Annotated in this window: 18 protein-coding genes, 1 other RNA gene and 1 riboswitch; of the genes, 10 read left to right on the top strand and 9 right to left on the bottom strand. The window is 64.3% G+C overall.

What is annotated here, in order from left to right; translation table 11 throughout:
- Window positions 1–52: 52 nt before the first annotated feature.
- Window positions 53–652 (bottom strand): recombination mediator RecR, encoded by a 600-nt coding sequence (gene recR / locus RA26_RS10675; RefSeq protein WP_039183634.1) that lies wholly within the window; start codon window positions 650–652, stop codon window positions 53–55.
- A gap of 135 nt (window positions 653–787) precedes the next feature.
- Here recR and RA26_RS10670 point away from each other — a divergent pair, with 135 nt between their 5' ends.
- Window positions 788–1291 carry a GNAT family N-acetyltransferase gene (locus RA26_RS10670; RefSeq protein WP_052272380.1) on the top strand — a complete coding sequence of 168 codons (504 nt, stop codon included), beginning with the start codon at window positions 788–790 and terminating at the stop codon, window positions 1289–1291.
- Between the two features lie 62 nt (window positions 1292–1353).
- Here the strand turns inward: RA26_RS10670 and RA26_RS10665 are convergent, their stop codons facing one another.
- Together RA26_RS10665 and RA26_RS10655 are read right to left on the bottom strand one after the other, a co-directional pair.
- Window positions 1354–1698: a YbaB/EbfC family nucleoid-associated protein gene (locus RA26_RS10665; protein WP_019298230.1), complete on the bottom strand. Its 345-nt coding sequence runs from the start codon at window positions 1696–1698 to the stop codon at window positions 1354–1356.
- A 384-nt stretch (window positions 1699–2082) separates the two neighbouring features.
- Window positions 2083–3894 (bottom strand): DNA polymerase III subunit gamma/tau, encoded by a 1812-nt coding sequence (locus tag RA26_RS10655; RefSeq protein WP_039183631.1) that lies wholly within the window; start codon window positions 3892–3894, stop codon window positions 2083–2085.
- A 237-nt stretch (window positions 3895–4131) separates the two neighbouring features.
- Between RA26_RS10655 and RA26_RS10650 the strand changes: the two genes are divergently transcribed.
- The gene (locus tag RA26_RS10650) at window positions 4132–4647 is read left to right on the top strand and encodes a protein-tyrosine phosphatase family protein (protein ID WP_039183962.1); all 516 of its coding nucleotides are present in this window, start codon (window positions 4132–4134) and stop codon (window positions 4645–4647) included.
- A gap of 54 nt (window positions 4648–4701) precedes the next feature.
- Here RA26_RS10650 and RA26_RS10645 read toward each other — a convergent pair whose 3' ends face one another.
- Together RA26_RS10645 and RA26_RS10640 are read right to left on the bottom strand one after the other, a co-directional pair.
- A complete protein-coding gene (locus RA26_RS10645; protein WP_052272394.1) occupies window positions 4702–5106 on the bottom strand; it encodes a hypothetical protein in 405 nt (134 codons plus the stop codon).
- Between the two features lie 108 nt (window positions 5107–5214).
- Window positions 5215–5435, bottom strand: a riboswitch (cobalamin riboswitch).
- Window positions 5436–5453: 18 nt separating this feature from the next.
- The gene (locus tag RA26_RS10640; RefSeq protein WP_039183629.1) at window positions 5454–6062 is read right to left on the bottom strand and encodes a TetR/AcrR family transcriptional regulator; all 609 of its coding nucleotides are present in this window, start codon (window positions 6060–6062) and stop codon (window positions 5454–5456) included.
- Window positions 6063–6132: 70 nt separating this feature from the next.
- Between RA26_RS10640 and RA26_RS10635 the strand changes: the two genes are divergently transcribed.
- A complete protein-coding gene (locus tag RA26_RS10635) occupies window positions 6133–7011 on the top strand; it encodes an alpha/beta hydrolase family protein (protein ID WP_039183628.1) in 879 nt (292 codons plus the stop codon).
- Window positions 7012–7056: 45 nt separating this feature from the next.
- Here the strand turns inward: RA26_RS10635 and RA26_RS10630 are convergent, their stop codons facing one another.
- Window positions 7057–7524 carry an SRPBCC family protein gene (locus RA26_RS10630; protein WP_039183627.1) on the bottom strand — a complete coding sequence of 156 codons (468 nt, stop codon included), beginning with the start codon at window positions 7522–7524 and terminating at the stop codon, window positions 7057–7059.
- Between the two features lie 56 nt (window positions 7525–7580).
- Window positions 7581–8567: an NAD(+) diphosphatase gene (gene nudC / locus RA26_RS10625; RefSeq protein ID WP_039183626.1), complete on the bottom strand. Its 987-nt coding sequence runs from the start codon at window positions 8565–8567 to the stop codon at window positions 7581–7583.
- Window positions 8568–8853: 286 nt separating this feature from the next.
- Between nudC and RA26_RS10620 the strand changes: the two genes are divergently transcribed.
- Together RA26_RS10620 and ffs are read left to right on the top strand one after the other, a co-directional pair.
- Window positions 8854–10755: a 5'-nucleotidase C-terminal domain-containing protein gene (locus RA26_RS10620; protein WP_241482629.1), complete on the top strand. Its 1902-nt coding sequence runs from the start codon at window positions 8854–8856 to the stop codon at window positions 10753–10755.
- A 63-nt stretch (window positions 10756–10818) separates the two neighbouring features.
- Window positions 10819–10917: signal recognition particle sRNA small type (ffs, locus tag RA26_RS22390), an RNA gene on the top strand.
- Window positions 10918–11116: 199 nt separating this feature from the next.
- Here the strand turns inward: ffs and RA26_RS10615 are convergent.
- Complete coding sequence (locus RA26_RS10615; RefSeq protein WP_019298220.1) at window positions 11117–11950, bottom strand: prephenate dehydratase; 834 nt, start codon at window positions 11948–11950, stop codon at window positions 11117–11119.
- Window positions 11951–12068: 118 nt separating this feature from the next.
- Between RA26_RS10615 and RA26_RS10610 the strand changes: the two genes are divergently transcribed.
- Complete coding sequence (locus tag RA26_RS10610; protein ID WP_039183625.1) at window positions 12069–12578, top strand: c-type cytochrome; 510 nt, start codon at window positions 12069–12071, stop codon at window positions 12576–12578.
- Window positions 12579–12675: 97 nt separating this feature from the next.
- Here the strand turns inward: RA26_RS10610 and RA26_RS10605 are convergent, their stop codons facing one another.
- Window positions 12676–12912, bottom strand: coding sequence for a putative hemolysin (locus tag RA26_RS10605; RefSeq protein WP_039183624.1), 237 nt, complete (start codon window positions 12910–12912; stop codon window positions 12676–12678).
- Window positions 12913–13128: 216 nt separating this feature from the next.
- Here RA26_RS10605 and RA26_RS10600 point away from each other — a divergent pair, with 216 nt between their 5' ends.
- The 4 genes from RA26_RS10600 (at window position 13129) to RA26_RS10585 (ending at window position 18971) form a co-directional block, all read left to right on the top strand.
- On the top strand, window positions 13129–15042 hold the full coding sequence (locus tag RA26_RS10600; RefSeq protein WP_052272379.1) for an extracellular solute-binding protein: 1914 nt from the start codon (window positions 13129–13131) through the stop codon (window positions 15040–15042).
- A gap of 10 nt (window positions 15043–15052) precedes the next feature.
- On the top strand, window positions 15053–16138 hold the full coding sequence (locus RA26_RS10595; protein WP_039183623.1) for a microcin C ABC transporter permease YejB: 1086 nt from the start codon (window positions 15053–15055) through the stop codon (window positions 16136–16138).
- A gap of 3 nt (window positions 16139–16141) precedes the next feature.
- Window positions 16142–17248, top strand: a complete 1107-nt coding sequence (locus tag RA26_RS10590) for an ABC transporter permease (protein ID WP_039183622.1) — start codon at window positions 16142–16144, stop codon at window positions 17246–17248.
- Window positions 17249–17381: 133 nt separating this feature from the next.
- On the top strand, window positions 17382–18971 hold the full coding sequence (locus RA26_RS10585) for an ABC transporter ATP-binding protein (protein WP_039183621.1): 1590 nt from the start codon (window positions 17382–17384) through the stop codon (window positions 18969–18971).
- Window positions 18972–19178: the final 207 nt, after the last annotated feature.

Raw genomic sequence — 19178 nt, 5'->3', positions numbered from 1 at the left:
TTCGAATTTTCCGGCCAAAATTCTTCGAAGAATTTTGCGCCCGGCCGCGGCGTCAGATTTCCTTGCGCGCCTGCATCGCGGCGGAGATGGTGCCGTCATCGAGGTAATCTAGCTCCCCGCCGATCGGCACGCCCTGCGCCAATGAGGTCAGCTTCACCTGTCCCTGCAGCTGATCGGCGATGTAATGCGCCGTGGTCTGGCCGTCGATGGTGGCATTCAGCGCCAGGATCACTTCACTGATGCCTTCGGTGGCGACCCGGTCGATCAGCCGCGGGATGCGCAGATCCTCAGGTCCCACCGCATCCAGCGCCGAGAGCGTGCCGCCGAGCACATGGTAGCGGCCCTTGAACACGCCTGAGCGCTCCATCGCCCAGAGGTCGGCCACATCCTCGACCACGCACAGTTCGCCGTTGCCGCGCACCTCGTCGGTGCAGATCGGGCAGATCTCGCTGGTGCCGGCATTGCCGCAGTTGAGGCATTCGCGGGCTGTCGCTGCCACCTCGCTCATCACATCGGCCAGGGGCGTCAGCAGCAGCGCCCGCTTGCGGATCAGATGCAGTACCGCGCGGCGCGCCGAGCGCGGCCCCAGTCCCGGCAGCTTGGCCATCAGGGCAATCAGGTCTTCAATATCGCTGGTGGAGTTCTTGATCATGCCTTGGGCCCTTTGCTTCCCAGCCATATAGGCTGATCGGGACAGGGAAGTGCAAGGGCAGGGCAGCAAAATGTTCGGGGTTTGTTTTGCTGCGTGCCGGGGGTATGCCTAGCCTGAAACGGCGGAGGGTTCGGGATGGCTAGCGGCACATGGCGGGAAGCAGGAAAATCTCCCCGGCTGCGTTTTGCCCGGCTGACAGAGGTGCCGCCGCAGGAGATTGCCCGCCACATGTCAGACCCGCGGATGGCGGCGCATATGCCGTTGCTGACAGGCGCGTGGGATGAGGCCGCTGCCAGGGATTTCGTGGCCGCCAAGGAAGCCCGCTGGCAGCGCGACGGGCTGGGCCATTGGGCTTTCTTGCACGGTGAGGATTACCTCGGCTGGGGTGGGTTCCAGAAAGAAGGCGCAGAGTGGGATTTCGGGCTGGTGCTGCGGGCGGACTGTTTTGGCCTTGGCCCCGCCATTGCGCGCAAGGCACTGGCGTTTGCCCGCCAGGATCCGCGCATTCCCTTTGTCACCTTCCTGCTGCCGCCGACCCGACGCCATCTGCGGCCGCTGATGCGGCTTGGGGCGGTGCAGACCGGGGCGGTGCAATACGAGGGGCAGCGTTTCTTGAAGTTCCGGCTGGAGACTGGATGAGGCAGGCAAAGAAAAAGGCGGCACCAGACGGGCCGCCTTTTTTGCATTCAGCTTGCCGGTTCTTAGAACGGCAGCTTGATGTCTTTGGGCAGGCCCATGCTTTCGGTCAGCTTGGCCATTTCGTCCTGCGCCTTTTCCGCGGCCTTTGCCTGGGCGTCTTTGATGGCGGCCAGGATCAGGTCCTCGACCACTTCCTTGTCGTCGCCGTTGAAGATCGAGGGGTCGATGTCCAGCGCTTTCAGGTCGCCTTTGGCAGAGGCGGTTGCCTTGACCAGGCCCGCGCCGGCCTCGCCGGTCACCATGACGTTGTGCAGGTCTTCCTGCATCTGCGCCATCTTGGTCTGCAGTTCCTGTGCCGATTTCATCATCTTGGCCATGTCGCCAAGACCGCCGAGGCCTTTGAGCATCTGTCTTCTCCTAAGTGCGGGGGCGCAGGGCGCCGTAAGTCATCCCCGCACATATCGCAATTGCAAGCGCGATGAACAAGTGGGGGGAGGCGGTGCAGTCTTCGATTATGCCCAAGGCTTTCTTATCGTCGAAGAAAAGCTCGTGGTTATCTACGGCTATGACGAAGGCCAGAAGGCCCCACAGCGCGCCCGCGAGTGAAAACGGCAGTCGCTTTCCGCTATAGAGTGCGAATCCGGCGAGGGCGAAGAGGGCCAATGCAACAGGTTTGGACGAGAGCCGCACAAGGACATCCCATGCGCTGTCTTGTGCTTCCCCTGTGTCAAAGCAAGTGGTGGCAAAGGCGGTGGCCGGCATTGTGAACAAGAGGGCCGCCAGGCCCGCCGTCAGCCGTCTTCGAAGGGGTCCCATTCGTCCTCCACCTCGGGCAGGGCTTCGGCGGCAACTTCGGCGGCCAGTTCCTCCGGTGTGCGTATGCGGGTGATTTTGGCCTTGGGGAAGTTCTCTAAAACGGCTTGCACCAGCGGATGCGCAGTCGCCTCTTCACGCAGGGCGTTCTCAGCCGCATCGCGGATCTCGGCAATGGTTGCGGCATCGCCGTCCGGCGCGATGGAGACTACCCAGCGGGCGCCGGTCCAGTTCTGCAGCGCTGAGCCAAGCCGGGCGGCCAGGTCGCGCGGCGCCTGGGCAGAGGGGGTGAACTCGATCCGGCCCGGCTGGTAGGAGACCAGCCGCACGCCGGTTTCGACCTCGACCAGCAGCTTGACGTCGCGGTTGGTGCGGATCAGTTCCACCACGTGTTCAAAAGACGGATAGCGGGCGAGGGCGGAGCTGACCTGCGGCGCCAGCGCCGTTACCGTGCCGCCGCCACCATGGGCCACAGGTGCGCCGCCGGATGCGCCGCCTGCCGGGCCGCCTTGCGGTGCAGCACCGCCAAGCGCCTGGGCGCCCATACCTTGCATTTGCATGCCGCCGCCAGGGCCGCCTGGACCGGGGGGCGGCGGAGGGGGCGTGTCCTGCAGCTTGCGGATCAGCTCCTCAGGGGAGGGCAGGTCGGCCACATGGGTCAGCCGGATCACCGCCATTTCCGCGGCCATCATTGCGTTCGGCGCGGCGGCCACTTCCTCCAGCGCCTTCAGCAGCATCTGCCACATGCGGGTCAGGACGCGCATCGCCAGCGCATCCGCCATCGCCTTGCCGCGGGCGCGCTCGTCCGGGCTGACGGTGGGGTCCTCGGCGGCGTCAGGGGTGATCTTCACCACCGAGACCCAATGGGTGATCTCCGCCAGATCGCGCAGCACCGCCAGCGGGTCGGCGCCCTCGGCATACTGGCCGCTGAGTTCTGTCAGCGCCGCCGCCGCGTCGCCGCGCAGGATCATGTCCATCAGGTCCAGGACGCGGCCGCGGTCGGCAAGGCCCAGCATAGCGCGGACCTGATCGGCAGTGGTCTCACCGGCGCCGTGGGAAATCGCCTGATCCAAGAGCGAGGTCGCATCCCGCGCGGAGCCCTCGGCGGCGCGGGTGATCAGCGCCAGCGCGTCCTCGGCTATCTCGGCGCCTTCGGCTGTGGCGATCTTGCGCAGAAGGGCAATCATCACCTCCGGCTCGATCCGGCGCAGGTCGAAACGCTGGCAGCGCGACAGCACCGTCACCGGCACCTTGCGGATCTCGGTGGTGGCGAAGATGAATTTCACATGCGCGGGCGGTTCCTCCAGCGTTTTCAGCAGTGCGTTGAACGCGCTGGTCGACAGCATGTGGACTTCGTCGATGATGTAGATTTTGTAGCGGGCCGAGGCGGCGCGGTACTGGACTGAATCAATGATCTCGCGGATGTCGTTCACACCGGTGCGCGAGGCCGCGTCCATCTCCATCACGTCCACATGGCGGCCTTCCATGATCGCCGTGCAATGCTCGCATTTGCCGCAAGGGTCGGTGGTAGGGCCGCCCTGACCGTCCTCGCCGACGCAGTTCATGCCTTTTGCGATGATCCGCGCGGTAGTGGTCTTACCGGTGCCGCGGATGCCGGTCATGATGAAGGCCTGGGCAATCCGGTCAGCGGCAAAGGCGTTCTTCAGCGTCCGCACCATGGCGTCCTGACCCACCAGATCGGCAAAGGTCTCAGGCCGGTATTTGCGGGCCAGAACCTGGTATTGGGATTGGCCGGTGCTGCCGGTGGTGCCGCTGGGGGTATCGTTCATGATGTCTCGTGCCGGATTCGATGTGCGGGCGTCCCGCGTTGCGCGCAGGGTATTGAAGCGCAGCCGGTTCGTCCACCGCTGATGGGCAGGTGCCAGCCGGCCAAGAAAAGGTTTTGGATTCGGCGGCTTTGGCGGTTAGAATCACCTTGCAAGACCCTGGGCGGGAGTGGGAATTGGAACGCAACGCGAGGAGGCGGCATGCGATCTGACGAAGTCTCTGGGACTGCGGCGCAGGAGATGCCTGTGGCAGTGAATATTTCCATATACGAGGTGCCCGTCGCGGGCGGGAGGCTGGCGCTGTGCCCCTTGCCGGGCAAGGGCGGCGACTATGCTGGCGACATGGGCCGGATCAACGCCTGGAAGCCCGGACTGGTGATCTCCATGACCACGGCAGACGAACACGCGGCGGCCGGCAGCCACCGGCTCGGCTGCGATATCCAGAGCATGGCCAGCCGTTGGATCCATCTGCCGGTGCCGGATTTCGACGTGCCGTCGCGGCAGGTGGCGGCGAAATGGCCCAAGGCAAGCGCCTCGGCGCGGATGGCGCTGGAGGGCGGCGGCCGGGTGCTGGTCCATTGCAAGGGCGGCTGCGGCCGCTCCGGCATGGCGGTGCTGCGGCTGATGATCGAAAGCGGCGAAGACTCCGCACAGGCGCTGGCAAGGCTGCGCACTGTGCGCCCTTGCGCTGTGGAAACGCAGGCGCAGCTGGAATGGGCCTACGCGGGGCGTCCGGCAGGGCTGCGGCCGCAATAAGTCGGCAGCCCCATCAGGCCTGCCGTTCCGTTTTGCTGCGCTTGGCTTGCCGGCTTAAAGCGCCAGCATCTGCTCCGCCTGACGTGCCTCTGCCGTTTTCGGCAGCGCCTCCATCAGCGCACAGGGGCGGGCGTCCAGTTTGGAGGCCGCAAAGCCGGTGCCGTCGCGGCTGAGAATCGCATCGGCAAACCGGTCCAGCCCGTCACGCGGGGCCTCTTCCCCGACACCGCAGAACAGCCGGATCCGGTCGTGGCTGGCCACGAACTGCGCCGGGCAGTTGCGCGGGCAGCCGTCCAGCTTGCTGGTGCCGGTGATTTCGAAATCCTCCTGGGTCAGCGGCTTGGCCTTGGTCATCGCCTCAGCCAGCTTGGCGATCATCCGCTCTGCTGCCGGGCAAGGTTTCCCGAGGTATTTGCAATCCGTTGCCGCATAGAAATGCGTCTTGTCCGTCCACATCATGTTTGCGCCCTCCGCGCGTGGTGCGGGGGTCTTGGGGACAAGAGACCGGATGAGAAAGCGGAAAGCCCGCGGTGCCATCAGACCCTGTCCGGACACCCCGCCCGGGTTCGAGTTTCATATCCGATGGCAGGTCTCCTGACTTGCGGGTCGCAGCTTTCCCGATCCTTCCCGGCCCATTCGGGCCAGTGGCTCTATCGGGGTCGCTCGCCGCTTACAGTTGCGGGGGCAGTCGCGGAATTGGCCTTGCGCTGGGCGAGGCCGCACCGTGTTCCCTTTTCATCCCGGACACAAGATTCTGTGGCACGGGAACCATCAACACAAGCGGTAGCGGCTGGATCCCTGAGTCGTCAAATGTTTTTCTGCGTCTGCACAGGTGCGCGCAGCTGCAGGTGCAGTCCTCGGATCACGTCCGAGTCCCGCCGCACCCGCGCCAGCTGCCAGCCGCCCTGCAGCAGGATATAGAAATTTTCCGCCGCTGCGCGGGCCTCATCCCTGGGCAGCCCCAGGCGCTCGGCGTGCTGTGCGGTCTCCGTGATCCAGCCCTCGAAAAGCTTGGCGGCGTGCTGGTGAAAGGCCTCATTCTCCGGCCCCTCGAACAGCGTGGCCGAAACCGGGCAGCCGCTCCATTTCCCTTGCAGGTCGAACAGCTTGGCCAGTTTGTAGCAGACGGTTTTGGCACCTTCCTGAAAACTGGGGGCGGGGTCAAAAGACACTGCAATCACCTGCCGCATCTGCTCCGACGCCCAATCCGCCGCAGCCAGCGCCAGATCGGATTTACCGTTCGGGAAATGATGGTAGAGCGATCCTTTGGGCGCCTCCGCCGCGGCCAGCAGTTCGGCCAGGCCGGTGCCGCTGTAGCCCTTGTTGCGGAACAGGCCGGCCGCCGCCCGCAGCAGCCGCTCGCGGGTCGGGATGGGGCTGTCCGGGTCGGGCTGGGGTGTCGTCACGTCAGTCATGACGGCAGGTTGACAGCATTAGACCGATTGGTCCAGAGGTGGAATAGACCAATCGGTCTAGGAGGGTGCCATGCTCGACAGCCATGCAGAACACGCCGCGGAAGTCCGGGTGGAGGACGTGCGCTTTGCCGCCGGTGAGGCAGAACTGGCCGGGCGGCTCTATCATCCGGCGGCACCGGTCAAGGCAGCGGTGGTGCTGAATGGCGCAACAGGGGTGCCGCAGGGCTATTACCGGCATTTCGCACGCTGGCTGGCGGCAGAACGGCAGATGGCCTGCCTCACTTATGACTACCGGGATTTCGGGGCCTCGGCGTGCATGCACCCGCGCCGGTCACAGGCCACTATGGCCGAGTGGGCGCTGGCGGATCAGCCGGCCGCCCGCCAGGAAATGCAGCGGCACTATGCGGGTGTGCCGCTGCTGGTTATTGGCCATTCTCTGGGGGCGATGCTGATGCCCCTGCAGGAAGGCCTGACGGACGTCGCCCGCATGATCGTGGTTGCGGGCGGCTTGGTGCATCACCACGATCATCCCTGGCCCTACCGTGCGCTGGCACTGGCCTTCTGGTTCGGCCATGTGCCGGCGCTGGTCCGTGCCCTGGGCTATCTGCCCGGGCGCGCGGTGGGGTTCGGGGCCGACTTGCCGGCAGGTGTCTACTGGCAGTGGCGGCGCTGGTGCACCACCCCGGGCAGTTACTTGCCGGAAGCGGGGCGGGGCCTGCCGCAGCCGCGCTGGGCGGAAACCGGCATCCCTGTGGATCTGTTTGCAATGAAAGATGACGATGTGGTGCCGCCTGCGGCGGTCTGGCGGCTGGGCGATGCCTTTGGGAGTGTGCTGCAGCGCCGCGAGGTGCTGGACCCGCAACAGGCGGGCCTGCGGAAAATCGGCCACCTTGGCGCCTTTGCCCGCGCCAATTCCGCGCTGTGGCCGCGGCTGGTGCCGCAGTTCTAGAATTTGCGCGGAGGCTTTCCGGAAGGCGGGCTCAGGCTGCCTGGTTCAGGCGGACCGGCTCAGACGCTCTTCGGTGATGCGGGCGTAATCCGCCAGCCGCAGCTTGAAACGGCGGTTCAGATTGCTGCGTGCCAGTTTCAGCGATTGCACCAGGAGCCGGCCGGTCAGAGAGGTCGGCGACAGTTTGAGCCGCACCGACATCCGGGTCCGCTGCGGCGACAGCGCCAGCAGCTCAACCTCCGTCCGCCCGTCAATACCGCTGCCGCTGCCCTCCAGCACTATGCCCGACGGAGGCGAGTAGGAGGCCATCGTCAGCTTGATCTCGCGCGGCTTGCCCCGGAAGCGGAAGGCAAGGTCCCAGGCGAGGCCGTCTTCGGGGCGGGCCAGATCACCGCTGCGCTGCAGCTCAATGCCGCGCCGCAGGGCGGACCGCTCCAGCATGGCGAAATCCGAGATCGCACCGAACACCTCGGCAATCGGGGCATCGATGTCTTCTTTGCTGTGAAATTCCATGTTCGCCTGCCTCGTTTGCGGCTTGGGGTCTGCGCCGTTTCCGGCAAATATGCGCTTTAGTCCAGCGTGTCCGCAAGCCAGTTCTTGATCAAAAACTGCGCAATCGCGCCTTTGCGCGCGGGCTTCAAAACCGGATGTTCGCCGGCAAAGACGGTCATCATCTCCTGACGGCTGACCCACAGCGCATCCTCGATCTCCTCGGGGTCGATGGTGATCTCGCGGCTCAGCGCCTCGCCAGCGCAGCCGAACATCAGCGACATCGGGAAGGCCCAGGGCTGGCTGGACAGGTAGCTGACAGCGCCGACCTGCACGCCGGTCTCCTCCAGCACTTCGCGGCGCACGGCGGCCTCCAGCGTCTCACCCGGTTCGACAAAGCCCGCGAGCAGCGAATACATCCCCTCCGGCCAGCCGGGGGAGCGGCCCATCAGGACGCTGTCGCCATGGGTGATCAGCATGATCACCACCGGGTCGGTGCGCGGGAAATGCGGAGCCTTGCAGGCCGGGCACAGCCGCTGCCACCCCGCCTGCGCCGGATCGCTGGGGGAGCCGCAGCAGGCGCAGAACCGGTGACTGCGGTGCCAGGCCAGCAGCGCCTTGGCAGTGGCGGCCAGTTCCGCCTCCAGCGGGGTGAGGCAAGTCATGATCCGGCGCAGCTCTGCAAAGATGTGTGTGTCCGGTAGGTCCGGGTGCTGCTGCTCGCTGGCGTCGGCAAAGCTGTTGAGCGCTTCCCGGTCCAGGTCCTGCGGCTGCCAGTCACTGATGTCGCAGGCAAAGCAATGCGTGCCGCCGGTGGCCTGGCCCAGGTAAATGGCGTCACCCTTGCGGTCCGCCGCCAGCGGATGCGCGGGCGCGGTCCAAGCCAGGCCGCAGGGCAGGTCCGCCTCTGCTTTGCGCCGAGTGAGCGGCTTGCCCCGCCACATCAGCAGAACCTGCGCCTCAGAGCTCTTCCAGGCCTCCGTCAGCGCCGCCGCATCGCTGCGCAAATGCGCGGCGCGCTCAAGTCCGCCGCCGCCGCCGAAGGTCACCTGTTCCGCGCGTCTCATGGCAATTCTCCTATGACTGGCGGATTTCGGGCCGCGCTCAACGGGGAAATGCGGCAATCCATGACAGTGTGCCGCAGCCGTTGCCAGCATTCGGGCACGATCCGCGCTTGCCTGTCGCCATGCGGCCACACCTGGCACGGCTGACGTAGGGTCATTTCGCAGCGGAGCAGGGCGTAACAGGGGGGCAGCGCAAGACGCGTGTGAAAAAGTTAACACGCACTGCAAAGGATCCTTTGCAAATCGTAGAAACGCTGATTCAAATAACGCGAAACAAAAATGGCGCCGAATGGTGCAAGAGGAGCAGCGGGCAGGCGGTGTCAGCAGTATTTCGGACATGACAGGCGGGGCGGCGGCCTCCAAGGCCCGAAGTGCCGGGGAATTGCATGTGCTGGCCACCACGGACCTGCATTGCAATCTGCTGAGCCATGATTACTACGCCAACCGGCCGGACCCGGCCATTGGGCTGTCGCGGGTGGCGACCCTGATTTCCCAGGCGCGTGCTGAAGCCGCGCAGCAGGGGGCGGCCTGTGTCCTTGTCGACAATGGCGACGGTTTGCAGGGGGCACCGCTGGGAGATGTCCTGCCGCGGGCGTCCGGTCCGCATCCGCTGATGCGCGCATTTCAGGTTCTGGAATATGACGCCGCCGGTCTTGGCAATCACGATTTCGATTCCGGGCTGGAGGCGCTGGCGAATGTGCTGAAGGACGCGCCCTGTCCGGTGCTGTGCTCTAACCTGTCAGCGGTTGATCCTGACCGCGTGCTGCCATTTGCGCCCTCTGCGGTGCTGGAGCAGAAGGTGCCTTGTTGCCCGAACCTGCCGCCGGTGCGGATCGGGGTGATTTCTGTGCTGCCGCCGCAGACGCTGGCCTGGTGCCGGCAGGCGCTGGAGGGGCAGCTGCGGGCTGCTGGTATTATTGAAGCCGCAGCAAAGAAGGCGCGGCAACTGAAGGCGGAAGGCTGCGATCTGATACTGGCGCTGGCGCATACCGGGCTGGCAGCCGCGGGCGGTGACCGCAGCGAAAATGCTCTGAAAGACTTGGCCGTCCTCACGGAGATCGACGTAGTGGTCGGCGGACACACCCACCTGACATTGCCGCACCCTGACCACTCCTTTGCCAAGCCGGTGGTGATGCCCGGTGCCCATGGATCGCATCTGGGAGTGATCCGGCTGGAACTGGAATACACTGGTAGAGGCTGGCAGATGTCGGGCGGCTCGGCCTGCTTGCGGCCGGTTGCCATGCCGGGCGGGCGCGGCGCGGTGCAATCTCTGGCGGCAGAAGATCCGGCCCTGGTTCGGGCGCTGGCAGAGGATCATGCCCGCACACAAGAACGGATGCAGGAGCCGGCTGGCCACAGCCCGGTAGCTATGCATTCCTACTTCACATTTTTTGCCCCGGACCGTGGCCTGACCCTGGCTGCCTGCGCCCAAGCCGCCGCGGCGCGGGTGCTGCTGCGCGGCACTGATGCCGTAGGCCTGCCGCTGCTATCGGCGGCCTCACCGGGCAAATTCGGCGGCCGTTCCGGGCCGCAGTCCTATACCGACATTGCGGCGGGCGAGCTTTGTGCCCGCCATATTGCCGATTTGCAGGTCTTCCCGAATGAATTACGGGCGGTGGCCGTCACTGGCGCACAGCTGCGGGACTGGCTGGAAATGTCAGCCGGACTGTTCAACCGGGTTGCGCCAGGCAGCTCCGGCCAGCGGCTGACCGATCCGCTGCGGGCCGGGCACAACTTCGATGTGATCTTCGGCCTTAGCTACCGGATCGATGTCTCCCAGCCGCCGCGGTATTCAGCATCAGGGGAGCTTCTCAATCCTGCAGCCCGGCGGATCACGGATCTGCGCTGGCAGGGCCGTCCGGTTGATCCTGGTCAGCGCTTTGCGGTTGCGCTCAACAGCTACCGGGTCAGCGGCGGCGGCCGGTTCCGGATGCTCGAGGAGGCGGAAGCGCTGCCGCTGCCGCCTGTCCGCATCCGCCAGGCGATCCGCGACTATATCGCCGGGCGTTTGCCGCCGGAACCGCTGGCAGAGATGCCTTATCCCTGGCAGCTGGCACCGGTACCGGGCACCAGCGCCGTGGCTGTGACGGGCCCCGGAGCGGCGGAGCATCTTCAGGAGCTGCCCGCCGGGCTGGCCGAGCCGCGCGGTTTCAACAGCAGCGGTTTCTGGGAGCTGGAGCTGCAGCTTTAGGCATCCAACAGCGGTGCTGCAGCTGCTCTTGCCAATCACCGCGGCGGTCCTTATATCAGGATTCGAGAGGTTGGCGCGGGCAGGCGCCTCGCCAACCTGGTCAGGTCCGGAAGGAAGCAGCCACAACGAGCCCCGCTTGGGTCGATGTCCAGCCTCTCACTTACCCCCCCCTCCGCATAATTCAGCCTGAACGGGATTGCTCCCGCCCGCTCTGGTGCAATCAAAGATTGCGTCGCGCCGTTGGGCCGGGCGCCACGCTGGCGCGTGGCGGGGGCTGTCGCTTCATCTGGCTGGAAAATACCCTGGGGTGAATTGGCCGTGGGGCCAAGAGGGGCAACGCCCCTGCCTGCCTTCTTCCCTGTCAGAACCGGCCGTTGTCCGCCGGGTAGACGCCGAGGATTTCCACATTGGTGGTGAAATAGCTCAGCTCATCCATTGCCAGCTGCACATTGGCATCATCCGGGTGGCCTTCGATATCGGCATAGAACTGAGTGGCGGTAAACGAGCCGTCCACCATATAGCTTTCCAGCTTGGTCATGTTGATGCCGTTGGTGGCAAAACCGCCCATCGCCTTATACAGCGCCGCCGGGATGTTGCGCACCTGGAACACGAAGCTGGTGATCATGTTGTGGGCACCGCGGCGGGTGTAATCGATGTCCTTCGCCATGATCAGGAAGCGGGTGGTGTTGTCGCCGTTGTCCTCGATATGGCGGGCCAGCACGTCCAGCCCGTAGATCTCGCCCGCCAATTCGCTGGCCAGCGCGGCGGAGTGGATGTCTCCGGCCTCAGCCACGTCGCGCGCGGCGCGGGCGTTGTCGGGGCTAACGCGGCCGCGGATGCCGTGCTCGCGCAGGAAGGTTCCGCATTGCGGCAGCAGCACCAGATGCGAATGCGCCTCGCGGATATCCTCCAGCTTCGCCCCCGGCACCGCCAGCAGGTTGATATGAACCCGCACAAAAGCCTCGTCGATGATGTGCAACCCGCTGTGCGGCAGCAGCCGGTGGCTGTCGGCCACGCGGCCGTAGGTGGAGTTCTCCACTGGCAGCATCGCCTGCTCTGCCTCGCCGCTGCGCACCGCCTCCAGAATCTCCTCGAACGTGCGGCAGGGCAGCACCTCCATGCCCGGGCGTGCAATGCGGCAGGCCTCGTGGCTGTAGGAGCCAAGCTCCCCCTGAATGGCGATTTTGCGGCTCATGGGTGTGTTCCCCGTGCAAAACTTCAAGAATTGGGCGTTTCGTCGCGCTGTCTATACCTTGCCACTTGGGAGGGGAAGCCTTAGACACCCCTGCAGACAGCTAAATGGACTCGCGATCATGTTTGACACGATGACCCTCACCAAAGCGACCGCAGGCATCTGCGGCGCGTTCCTGGTATTCCTTCTGGGCAAATGGGGCGCAGAAGTACTGTATCACATGGACAGCCACGGTGAGGCTTCCTATGTGATCGAAGTTGCCTCGGCCGAAGATGCCGGCAGCGACGAGCCGGAAGTCAGCTTCGAAGAGCTGATGGCCTCTGCCGACGCCGCCAAAGGCGCCAAGGTATTCAAGAAATGCTCCGCCTGCCACAAGCTGGAAGACGGCGCCAACGCAACCGGCCCGTATCTGTACGGTGTGGTTGGCCGTGACATCGCCTCTGCTTCCGGCTTCGGTTATTCCGGCGCTCTGACCGGCCTGGCCGATAAGGCCTGGACCCCGGAAGAGCTGGACGCCTTCCTGGCCAAGCCGTCGGCCTATGCCTCCGGCACCACCATGTCGTTCTCAGGCCTGAAAAAGCAGACCGACCGGGTGAACCTCATCGCCTATCTGGACAGCCTGGACGGCTAAGCCGGACCGCTGTCCCAGCTATCCAAGTGAAAAAGCCGCTGCGGTTTGCAGCGGCTTTTTTGATGTTCGCGTGAGTGGTGTGCCGCGGGCGGCCTGATCAGGCCGGGTTGTTCTCACGGTAGTAGGCCAGCGCGTCGCGCTCTGTGCCGTCGGGCAGGATGCAGACGCCGATGGTGCCCGCCTTGCCGCTGCGCAGCACATATGTGCCGCCGGTCTGCACGCAGTATGCCTCTTCCGGACTGGTGTAGACGACTTCCTCTTCCTGCTGGGCGCAGGCGCTCAGTGCAGCGGCCCCGGCAACCGCAAGGGCGGCAAATCTCATTGACTTCAGCATCGCAAACTCCCTCGTTTCATAACGCAATCGTGATATGAGGCTGGCAGGCAATTATATTTCGGGCAAGCGCCGCGGCGCGCAGGCCCTTGTTTGGGCTGCTTTATGCCCAGATCAGGCGTTTGATCACCCAATCTCAACTTGAATGTTACCGCCCCCGGACATTAGCTTGGGGGCGAAAACCCGGGCCAAAGTTCCGGGCACAGGAGGTCATGGCAGATGAACATCGCCAAAGCTGCAGCGCGCGTGCGCGCGAAGGACAGAGTGAACCCGCTGCAGGCCGCCGCCGCGCTTGCGCTCGGCTTGATCCTGGCATTGGCCGCGGCCACGCTGGCGCGGGCGGAAGAGGCCATCATCAAGGCGCATGGCTTTGCCGAGTTCGGAGAGCTGAAATACCCGCAAGGCTTTGACCATTTCGATTACGTGAATCCTGATGCGCCCAAAGGGGGCGAATTGTCGATTTCTGCCGTCGGCACCTTCGACAGCATGAACCCCTATACCCGCAAGGGCCGGGCTGGGGCGCTGTCCTCGGCCCAGTTCGAAAGCCTTCTGGTGGACTCCTATGATGAGCCCGGGTCCTACTACGGCCTGATCGCCGAAAGCCTTGAATACCCCGAAAGCCAGGATTGGGTGATCTTCAACCTGCGCCCCGAGGCAAAGTTTTCTGACGGCAGCCCGGTCACCGCGGATGATGTGGTGTTCTCCCACAACATCCTGCTGGAGCAGGGACTGAAATCCTACGCCGAAGCGGTGCGCAAACGCATTCCCAAGGCGGAGGCGCTGGGGCCGCACCGGGTGAAGTTCTACTTCTCCCCGGATTTCCCGCGCCGGGCGATGATCACCCAGGTCGGCGGCACCTCGGTTTTTTCCAAGGCCTGGTTCGAGGCAGATCCGGAAAACCGCCGCATCGACCAGCCGCGCTTGGATCCCGGCATCGGCTCCGGGCCTTATGTGCTGGAAAGCGCCGATGTGAACCAGCGCATCGTCTACAGGCGCAACCCGGACTACTGGGGCAAGCACCTGAACGTGAACGTGGGCCGCCACAACTATGACCGCATCCGGGTCGAATATTTCGGCGATGATGTGGCTGCGATGGAAGGCTTTAAGGCTGGCGTCTATACACTGCGCCCCGAAAACAACTCCAAGAACTGGGCCACCAACTATGAATTTGCCGCAGTCGACTTGGGGCATGTGATCAAGGGAGAATTCCCGGACGGCAATGTGCCGGCCGCCAGCGGATTTGTGATGAACCTGCTGAAACCCAAGTTCCAGGACATCCGCGTCCGTGAGGCGATGCAGCTGGCGTTCAATTTCGAATGGACCAACGAAAGCCTGCAATACGGGCTGTTCCGCCACCGCTCCTCCTTCTGGCAGGATTCGCCGCTGGCGGCCGAAGGCCTGCCCGAAGGCCGCGAAAAGGAGGTGCTGGAGGCGTTGGGCGACCAGATCAGCCCGTCCATCCTGACTGAGCAACCGGTGATGGCCCATGCCTCCAAGGCGTCGCGCCCGGGAGACCGCAAGAACCTGCGCCGGGCGATGAAGCTCTTGGATGAGGCCGGCTGGGCCGTCGGCGGCGACGGCATGCGCCGCAACGCGCAAGGCGAGCCGCTGAAGGTTGAATTTCTGGCCGACAGCCCGACCATCGAACGCATCGTGCAGCCCTATGTCGCCAACCTGCGCACCATGGGGGTGGATGCAGTGCTGAACCGGGTCGATTATGCCCAGTACACCAGCCGCCGCCGCGAGAAGGAGTTCGACATGATCTCCTCCGCCTATCCGATGTCGCTGGAGCCTTCGACCGGCCTCTACCAGTATTTCGGGTCCGAGGCGCATGAGTATTCGGTGTTCAACCCGGCAGGCCTGGCCGACCCGGCGGTGGATGCACTGATCGGCAATATTGTCGATGCCAAGACCCAGGAAGAGCTGCGCGCCAACGCCCGCGCGCTGGACCGGGTGCTGCGGGCCAAGCGGTTTGTGGTGCCGACCTGGTATCTGGATGTGAACTGGATCGCCTATTGGGATATGTACCGCCAGCCGGAAAACCTGCCGCCCTATGACACCGGCCTTCTGGACCTGTGGTGGATTGATGCAGCGCGTGAGGCGGAGCTCAAATCCGCCGGCGCGCTGCGGTAAGGGACCTGAGATGGCAGCCTATATCCTCCGGCGCCTGCTGCTGGTGATCCCGACCCTGTTTGGCATCCTGGTGGTGAACTTCGCCCTTGTGCAATTCGTGCCCGGTGGTCCCGTCGAGCAGATCATCGCCCAGCTTGAAGGCGGCGGCGACGTGTTCGAGGGCTTTGCCGGCGGCGGCGGCGATGCCGGCACAGAGGCGATCAGCGCTAACGAGAATTACGCCGGCCGCCAGGGCCTGCCGCCGGAGCTGATCAAGGAGCTGGAAGAACAGTTCGGCCTCGACAAGCCGCCCTTGGAACGCTTCCTGACCATGCTCGGCAACTATGCGCGCTTTGATTTCGGCGAGAGCTATTTCCGCAAGATCGATGTCACCGACCTGGTGCTGGAGAAAATGCCGGTCTCAATCTCGCTCGGCCTGTGGTCAACGCTGATTGCCTATCTGATCTCGATCCCGATGGGCATCCGCAAGGCGATGCGCGATGGCTCGCCGTTCGACACCTGGACCAGCGGTGTGATCATTGCGGCCTATGCGATCCCTGGCTTCCTGTTTGCCATCATGCTGCTGGTGCTCTTTGCCGGCGGCTCCTACTGGCAGATCTTCCCCCTGCGCGGCCTGACGTCCGACAATTGGGAAAGTCTCAGCCTGCTTGGCAGGGTCATGGACTATTTCTGGCACATCGCCCTGCCGGTCACCGCCTCCACCATTGCGGCCTTTGCGACGCTGACCCTGCTGACCAAGAACTCCTTTCTCGACGAGATCAAGAAGCAATACGTCATGACCGCCCGCGCCAAGGGCCTCAGCGAGAACCGGGTCCTCTACGGCCATGTGTTCCGAAACGCGATGCTGATCGTCATCGCGGGTTTCCCGGCGGTGTTCATCGGGGTGTTCTTCGCAGGCTCCCTGATCATCGAGACGATCTTCTCGCTCGATGGCCTCGGCCGGCTGGGGTTTGAGGCCGCGGTGGCGCGCGACTACCCGGTGATGTTCGGCACCATGTATATCTTCGGCCTGATGGGGCTGGTGGTCGGCATCATCTCCGACCTGATGTATGTGGTGGTCGACCCGCGCATCGACTTTGAAAAGCGGGAGGGCTGATCCATGGCGCTCTCCCCCCTGAACCAGCGCCGCTGGCGCAACTTCTGCCGTAACCGCCGCGCCTACTGGTCGCTTTGGATCTTTGCGGTGCTGTTCGGCCTGTCGCTGTTCGCCGAATTCATCGCCAACGACAAGCCGATCCTCGTGAGCTACCGTGGCGAGGTCTACGCGCCGGTGTTCAAGTTCTACCCGGAGACCGAATTCGGCGGCGACTTCCAGACAGAGGCCGTCTATTCCGATCCGGAGGTCGAATGCCTGATCCGCTCCGGCGGGGTGGAGGACTGCTTTGATGAGCCGGATACCATCCTTGAAGAAATCGCCGCTGGCACCTATGCAGCAGATGATTTTCACGAAGGCTGGACCCTGTGGCCGCCGATCCCCTACAGCTTCAACACCACCGTCGACCGCCCCGGCGCCGCACCACTGCCGCCTGGCGGGCTGAACCTCCTGGGCACCGATGATACCAAGCGCGACGTGCTGGCGCGGGTGATCTACGGCTTCCGCCTGTCGATCCTGTTCACCCTGATGGTGACCGGCGCCGCCAGCCTCATTGGCATTCTGGCCGGCGCGGTGCAGGGCTATTTTGGCGGCCTGACGGACCTGGTCTTTCAGCGGGTGATTGAGGTCTGGGGCTCGGTGAACTCGCTCTATGTCATCATCATCATGTTCGCGATCCTGGGCCGCAGCTTCTGGCTGCTGGTGCTCCTGATGGTGCTCTTTGGCTGGACCGCGCTGGTCGGAGTGGTACGGGCCGAGTTCCTGCGCGCCCGCAACCTGGAATACGTGCGCGCCGCCAAGGCGCTGGGGGTCGGCAACCTGACCATCATGTTCCGCCACATGCTGCCCAACGCGATGGTGGCGACGCTGACCATGCTGCCCTTCATCATTACCGGCACCATCGGCCTGCTGGCGGGTCTCGACTTCCTTGGCTTCGGCCTGCCGTCCTCGGCGCCGTCTTTGGGCGAGCTGACGCTGCAGGCAAAGCAGAACCTGGAGGCGCCCTGGCTTGCCTTCACGGCCTTTTTCACCTTTGCCATCATGCTGTCGCTCTTGATCTTCATCTTTGAGGGCGTGCGCGATGCCTTTGATCCGCGGAAGACGTTTTCATGACCGGCTCAGACTTGTTTGAAATGCATCGCCCGGCGGGACGCCGGGCAGTGTCCGTCCGCCCCCACGGGCGGGCACTTCGTTTCCGCCCTCGGACGGGCACTGCCCTCATTGTGGTGCCGCAAGGGGAAAAACAATGACCAAAACCTCCCCCCTCCTGAACGTCCAGAACCTCCGCGTCTCCTTTCGCCAGGACGGGAAGGTGACAGAGGCCGTGCGTGGCGTATCTTTCTCCGTCGGCCGTGGCGAAACCGTGGCGCTGGTGGGTGAAAGCGGCTCCGGAAAATCGGTCTCGGCGCTCTCCACCGTGTCCCTCCTGGGCGACAGCGCCATGGTGAGCGGTTCCGTCACCTATGACGGCACCGAAATGGTCGGCGCCAGCGAGCGCCACCTGATGCAGGTGCGCGGCAATGACATCAGCTTCATCTTCCAGGAGCCGATGACCTCGCTCAATCCGCTGCACACCATTGAACGCCAGCTGGAGGAATCCCTGGCGCTGCACCAGGGGCTGACCGGCAAATCCGCCCGCGCGCGTATCCTGGAGCTCTTGGAGAAGGTCGGCATCCGCGACGCCGAAAGCCGCCTGACCTCCTACCCGCATCAGCTCTCGGGCGGGCAGCGGCAGCGGGTGATGATCGCCATGGCACTGGCCAACAAACCCGATATCCTGATCGCCGATGAGCCGACCACGGCGCTCGATGTGACCATCCAGGCGCAGATCCTCGACCTGCTGGCCGATCTCAAGGAAAGCGAGGGCATGGGGCTGCTGTTCATCACTCATGATCTCGGAATCGTGCGCCGCATCGCCGACCGGGTCTGCGTGATGAATAGCGGCGAGATCGTCGAAGAAGGCCCAGCAGCCGAAATCTTTGCCAACCCGCAGCACCCCTACACGCAGAAACTGCTGGCGGCAGAACCCTCCGGCCAACCTCAACCGGTGCCGGCTGACGCGCAGGAATTGGTGGCCGCCAAAGACCTCAAGGTCTGGTTCCCGATCCAGCGCGGCCTTCTGAAACGCACCGTCGGGCATGTGAAGGCGGTGAACCCGATGTCGATCTCCGTGCGGGCAGGGGAGACCCTGGGCATCGTGGGGGAGAGCGGCTCCGGCAAGACCACCCTGGCGCTCGCCATCATGCGGCTGATCGCGTCCGAGGGCGCAGTTGAATTTCAAGGCCAGGACCTGCGCAAATGGTCCACCCGCGACCTGCGTGCGCTGCGCAAGGACATGCAGATCGTGTTCCAGGACCCGTTCGGCTCTCTCAGCCCGCGGATGACCTGCGCTCAGATCATTTCCGAGGGCCTCGCCATCCACAAGGTCGATCAGCACCGCGATAGCCGCGAACTGGTGGCAGAGGTGATGACGGAAGTGGGCCTCGACCCGGCAGCGATGGACCGCTACCCGCATGAGTTCTCGGGCGGCCAGCGCCAGCGGATTGCGATTGCCCGCGCCATGGTGCTGCGCCCGAAACTGGTGGTGCTGGACGAGCCGACCTCGGCGCTGGACATGACGGTGCAGGTGCAGATTGTCGAACTTTTGCGCGATCTACAGACGCGCTACGGGCTCGCCTATCTGTTCATCTCCCACGACCTCAACGTGGTGCGGGCGATGTCGCATCAGGTGGTGGTGATGAATCAGGGCGACGTGGTGGAGACCGGCGCGGCAGGGGAGCTGTTTGCCAACCCGCAGGCAGACTACACCCGCAGGCTGCTGGCCGCCGCCGGTTGACCCGTCCGGGTTAACGCTCTGTCAGGCTTTGCAGCATCTATGCGTTCGCAGCTTACGCAACGCCCAGAAGTTGCGGCAGCGCGTTTGACCAAATGTTTGGCGCGCGAAACATTTGGTCAGGACGGCTGACCTATATCTTTTGTCTGGAAAACCGGCAAATGCTCCCGTTGGACGGCGGCGTGCGGGAGGCTTCCGTGTTCGAAAGAC

Source organism: Leisingera sp. ANG-M7 (genome assembly GCF_000813965.1).
Classification (GTDB): Bacteria; Pseudomonadota; Alphaproteobacteria; order Rhodobacterales; family Rhodobacteraceae; genus Leisingera.
The sequence above is the reverse complement of the archived record's forward strand: the minus strand, read 5'-3'. Positions and strand labels throughout refer to the sequence as shown.

Coding starts and splice junctions, on each gene's coding strand:
- recR (WP_039183634.1), bottom strand. CDS start 652: ATGATCAAGAACTCCACCAGCGATATTGAAGACCTGATTGCCCTGATG.
- RA26_RS10670 (WP_052272380.1), top strand. CDS start 788: ATGGCTAGCGGCACATGGCGGGAAGCAGGAAAATCTCCCCGGCTGCGT.
- RA26_RS10665 (WP_019298230.1), bottom strand. CDS start 1,698: ATGCTCAAAGGCCTCGGCGGTCTTGGCGACATGGCCAAGATGATGAAA.
- RA26_RS10655 (WP_039183631.1), bottom strand. CDS start 3,894: ATGAACGATACCCCCAGCGGCACCACCGGCAGCACCGGCCAATCCCAA.
- RA26_RS10650 (WP_039183962.1), top strand. CDS start 4,132: ATGCCTGTGGCAGTGAATATTTCCATATACGAGGTGCCCGTCGCGGGC.
- RA26_RS10645 (WP_052272394.1), bottom strand. CDS start 5,106: ATGATGTGGACGGACAAGACGCATTTCTATGCGGCAACGGATTGCAAA.
- RA26_RS10640 (WP_039183629.1), bottom strand. CDS start 6,062: ATGACTGACGTGACGACACCCCAGCCCGACCCGGACAGCCCCATCCCG.
- RA26_RS10635 (WP_039183628.1), top strand. CDS start 6,133: ATGCTCGACAGCCATGCAGAACACGCCGCGGAAGTCCGGGTGGAGGAC.
- RA26_RS10630 (WP_039183627.1), bottom strand. CDS start 7,524: ATGGAATTTCACAGCAAAGAAGACATCGATGCCCCGATTGCCGAGGTG.
- nudC (WP_039183626.1), bottom strand. CDS start 8,567: ATGAGACGCGCGGAACAGGTGACCTTCGGCGGCGGCGGCGGACTTGAG.
- RA26_RS10620 (WP_241482629.1), top strand. CDS start 8,854: ATGGTGCAAGAGGAGCAGCGGGCAGGCGGTGTCAGCAGTATTTCGGAC.
- RA26_RS10615 (WP_019298220.1), bottom strand. CDS start 11,950: ATGAGCCGCAAAATCGCCATTCAGGGGGAGCTTGGCTCCTACAGCCAC.
- RA26_RS10610 (WP_039183625.1), top strand. CDS start 12,069: ATGTTTGACACGATGACCCTCACCAAAGCGACCGCAGGCATCTGCGGC.
- RA26_RS10605 (WP_039183624.1), bottom strand. CDS start 12,912: ATGCTGAAGTCAATGAGATTTGCCGCCCTTGCGGTTGCCGGGGCCGCT.
- RA26_RS10600 (WP_052272379.1), top strand. CDS start 13,129: ATGAACATCGCCAAAGCTGCAGCGCGCGTGCGCGCGAAGGACAGAGTG.
- RA26_RS10595 (WP_039183623.1), top strand. CDS start 15,053: ATGGCAGCCTATATCCTCCGGCGCCTGCTGCTGGTGATCCCGACCCTG.
- RA26_RS10590 (WP_039183622.1), top strand. CDS start 16,142: ATGGCGCTCTCCCCCCTGAACCAGCGCCGCTGGCGCAACTTCTGCCGT.
- RA26_RS10585 (WP_039183621.1), top strand. CDS start 17,382: ATGACCAAAACCTCCCCCCTCCTGAACGTCCAGAACCTCCGCGTCTCC.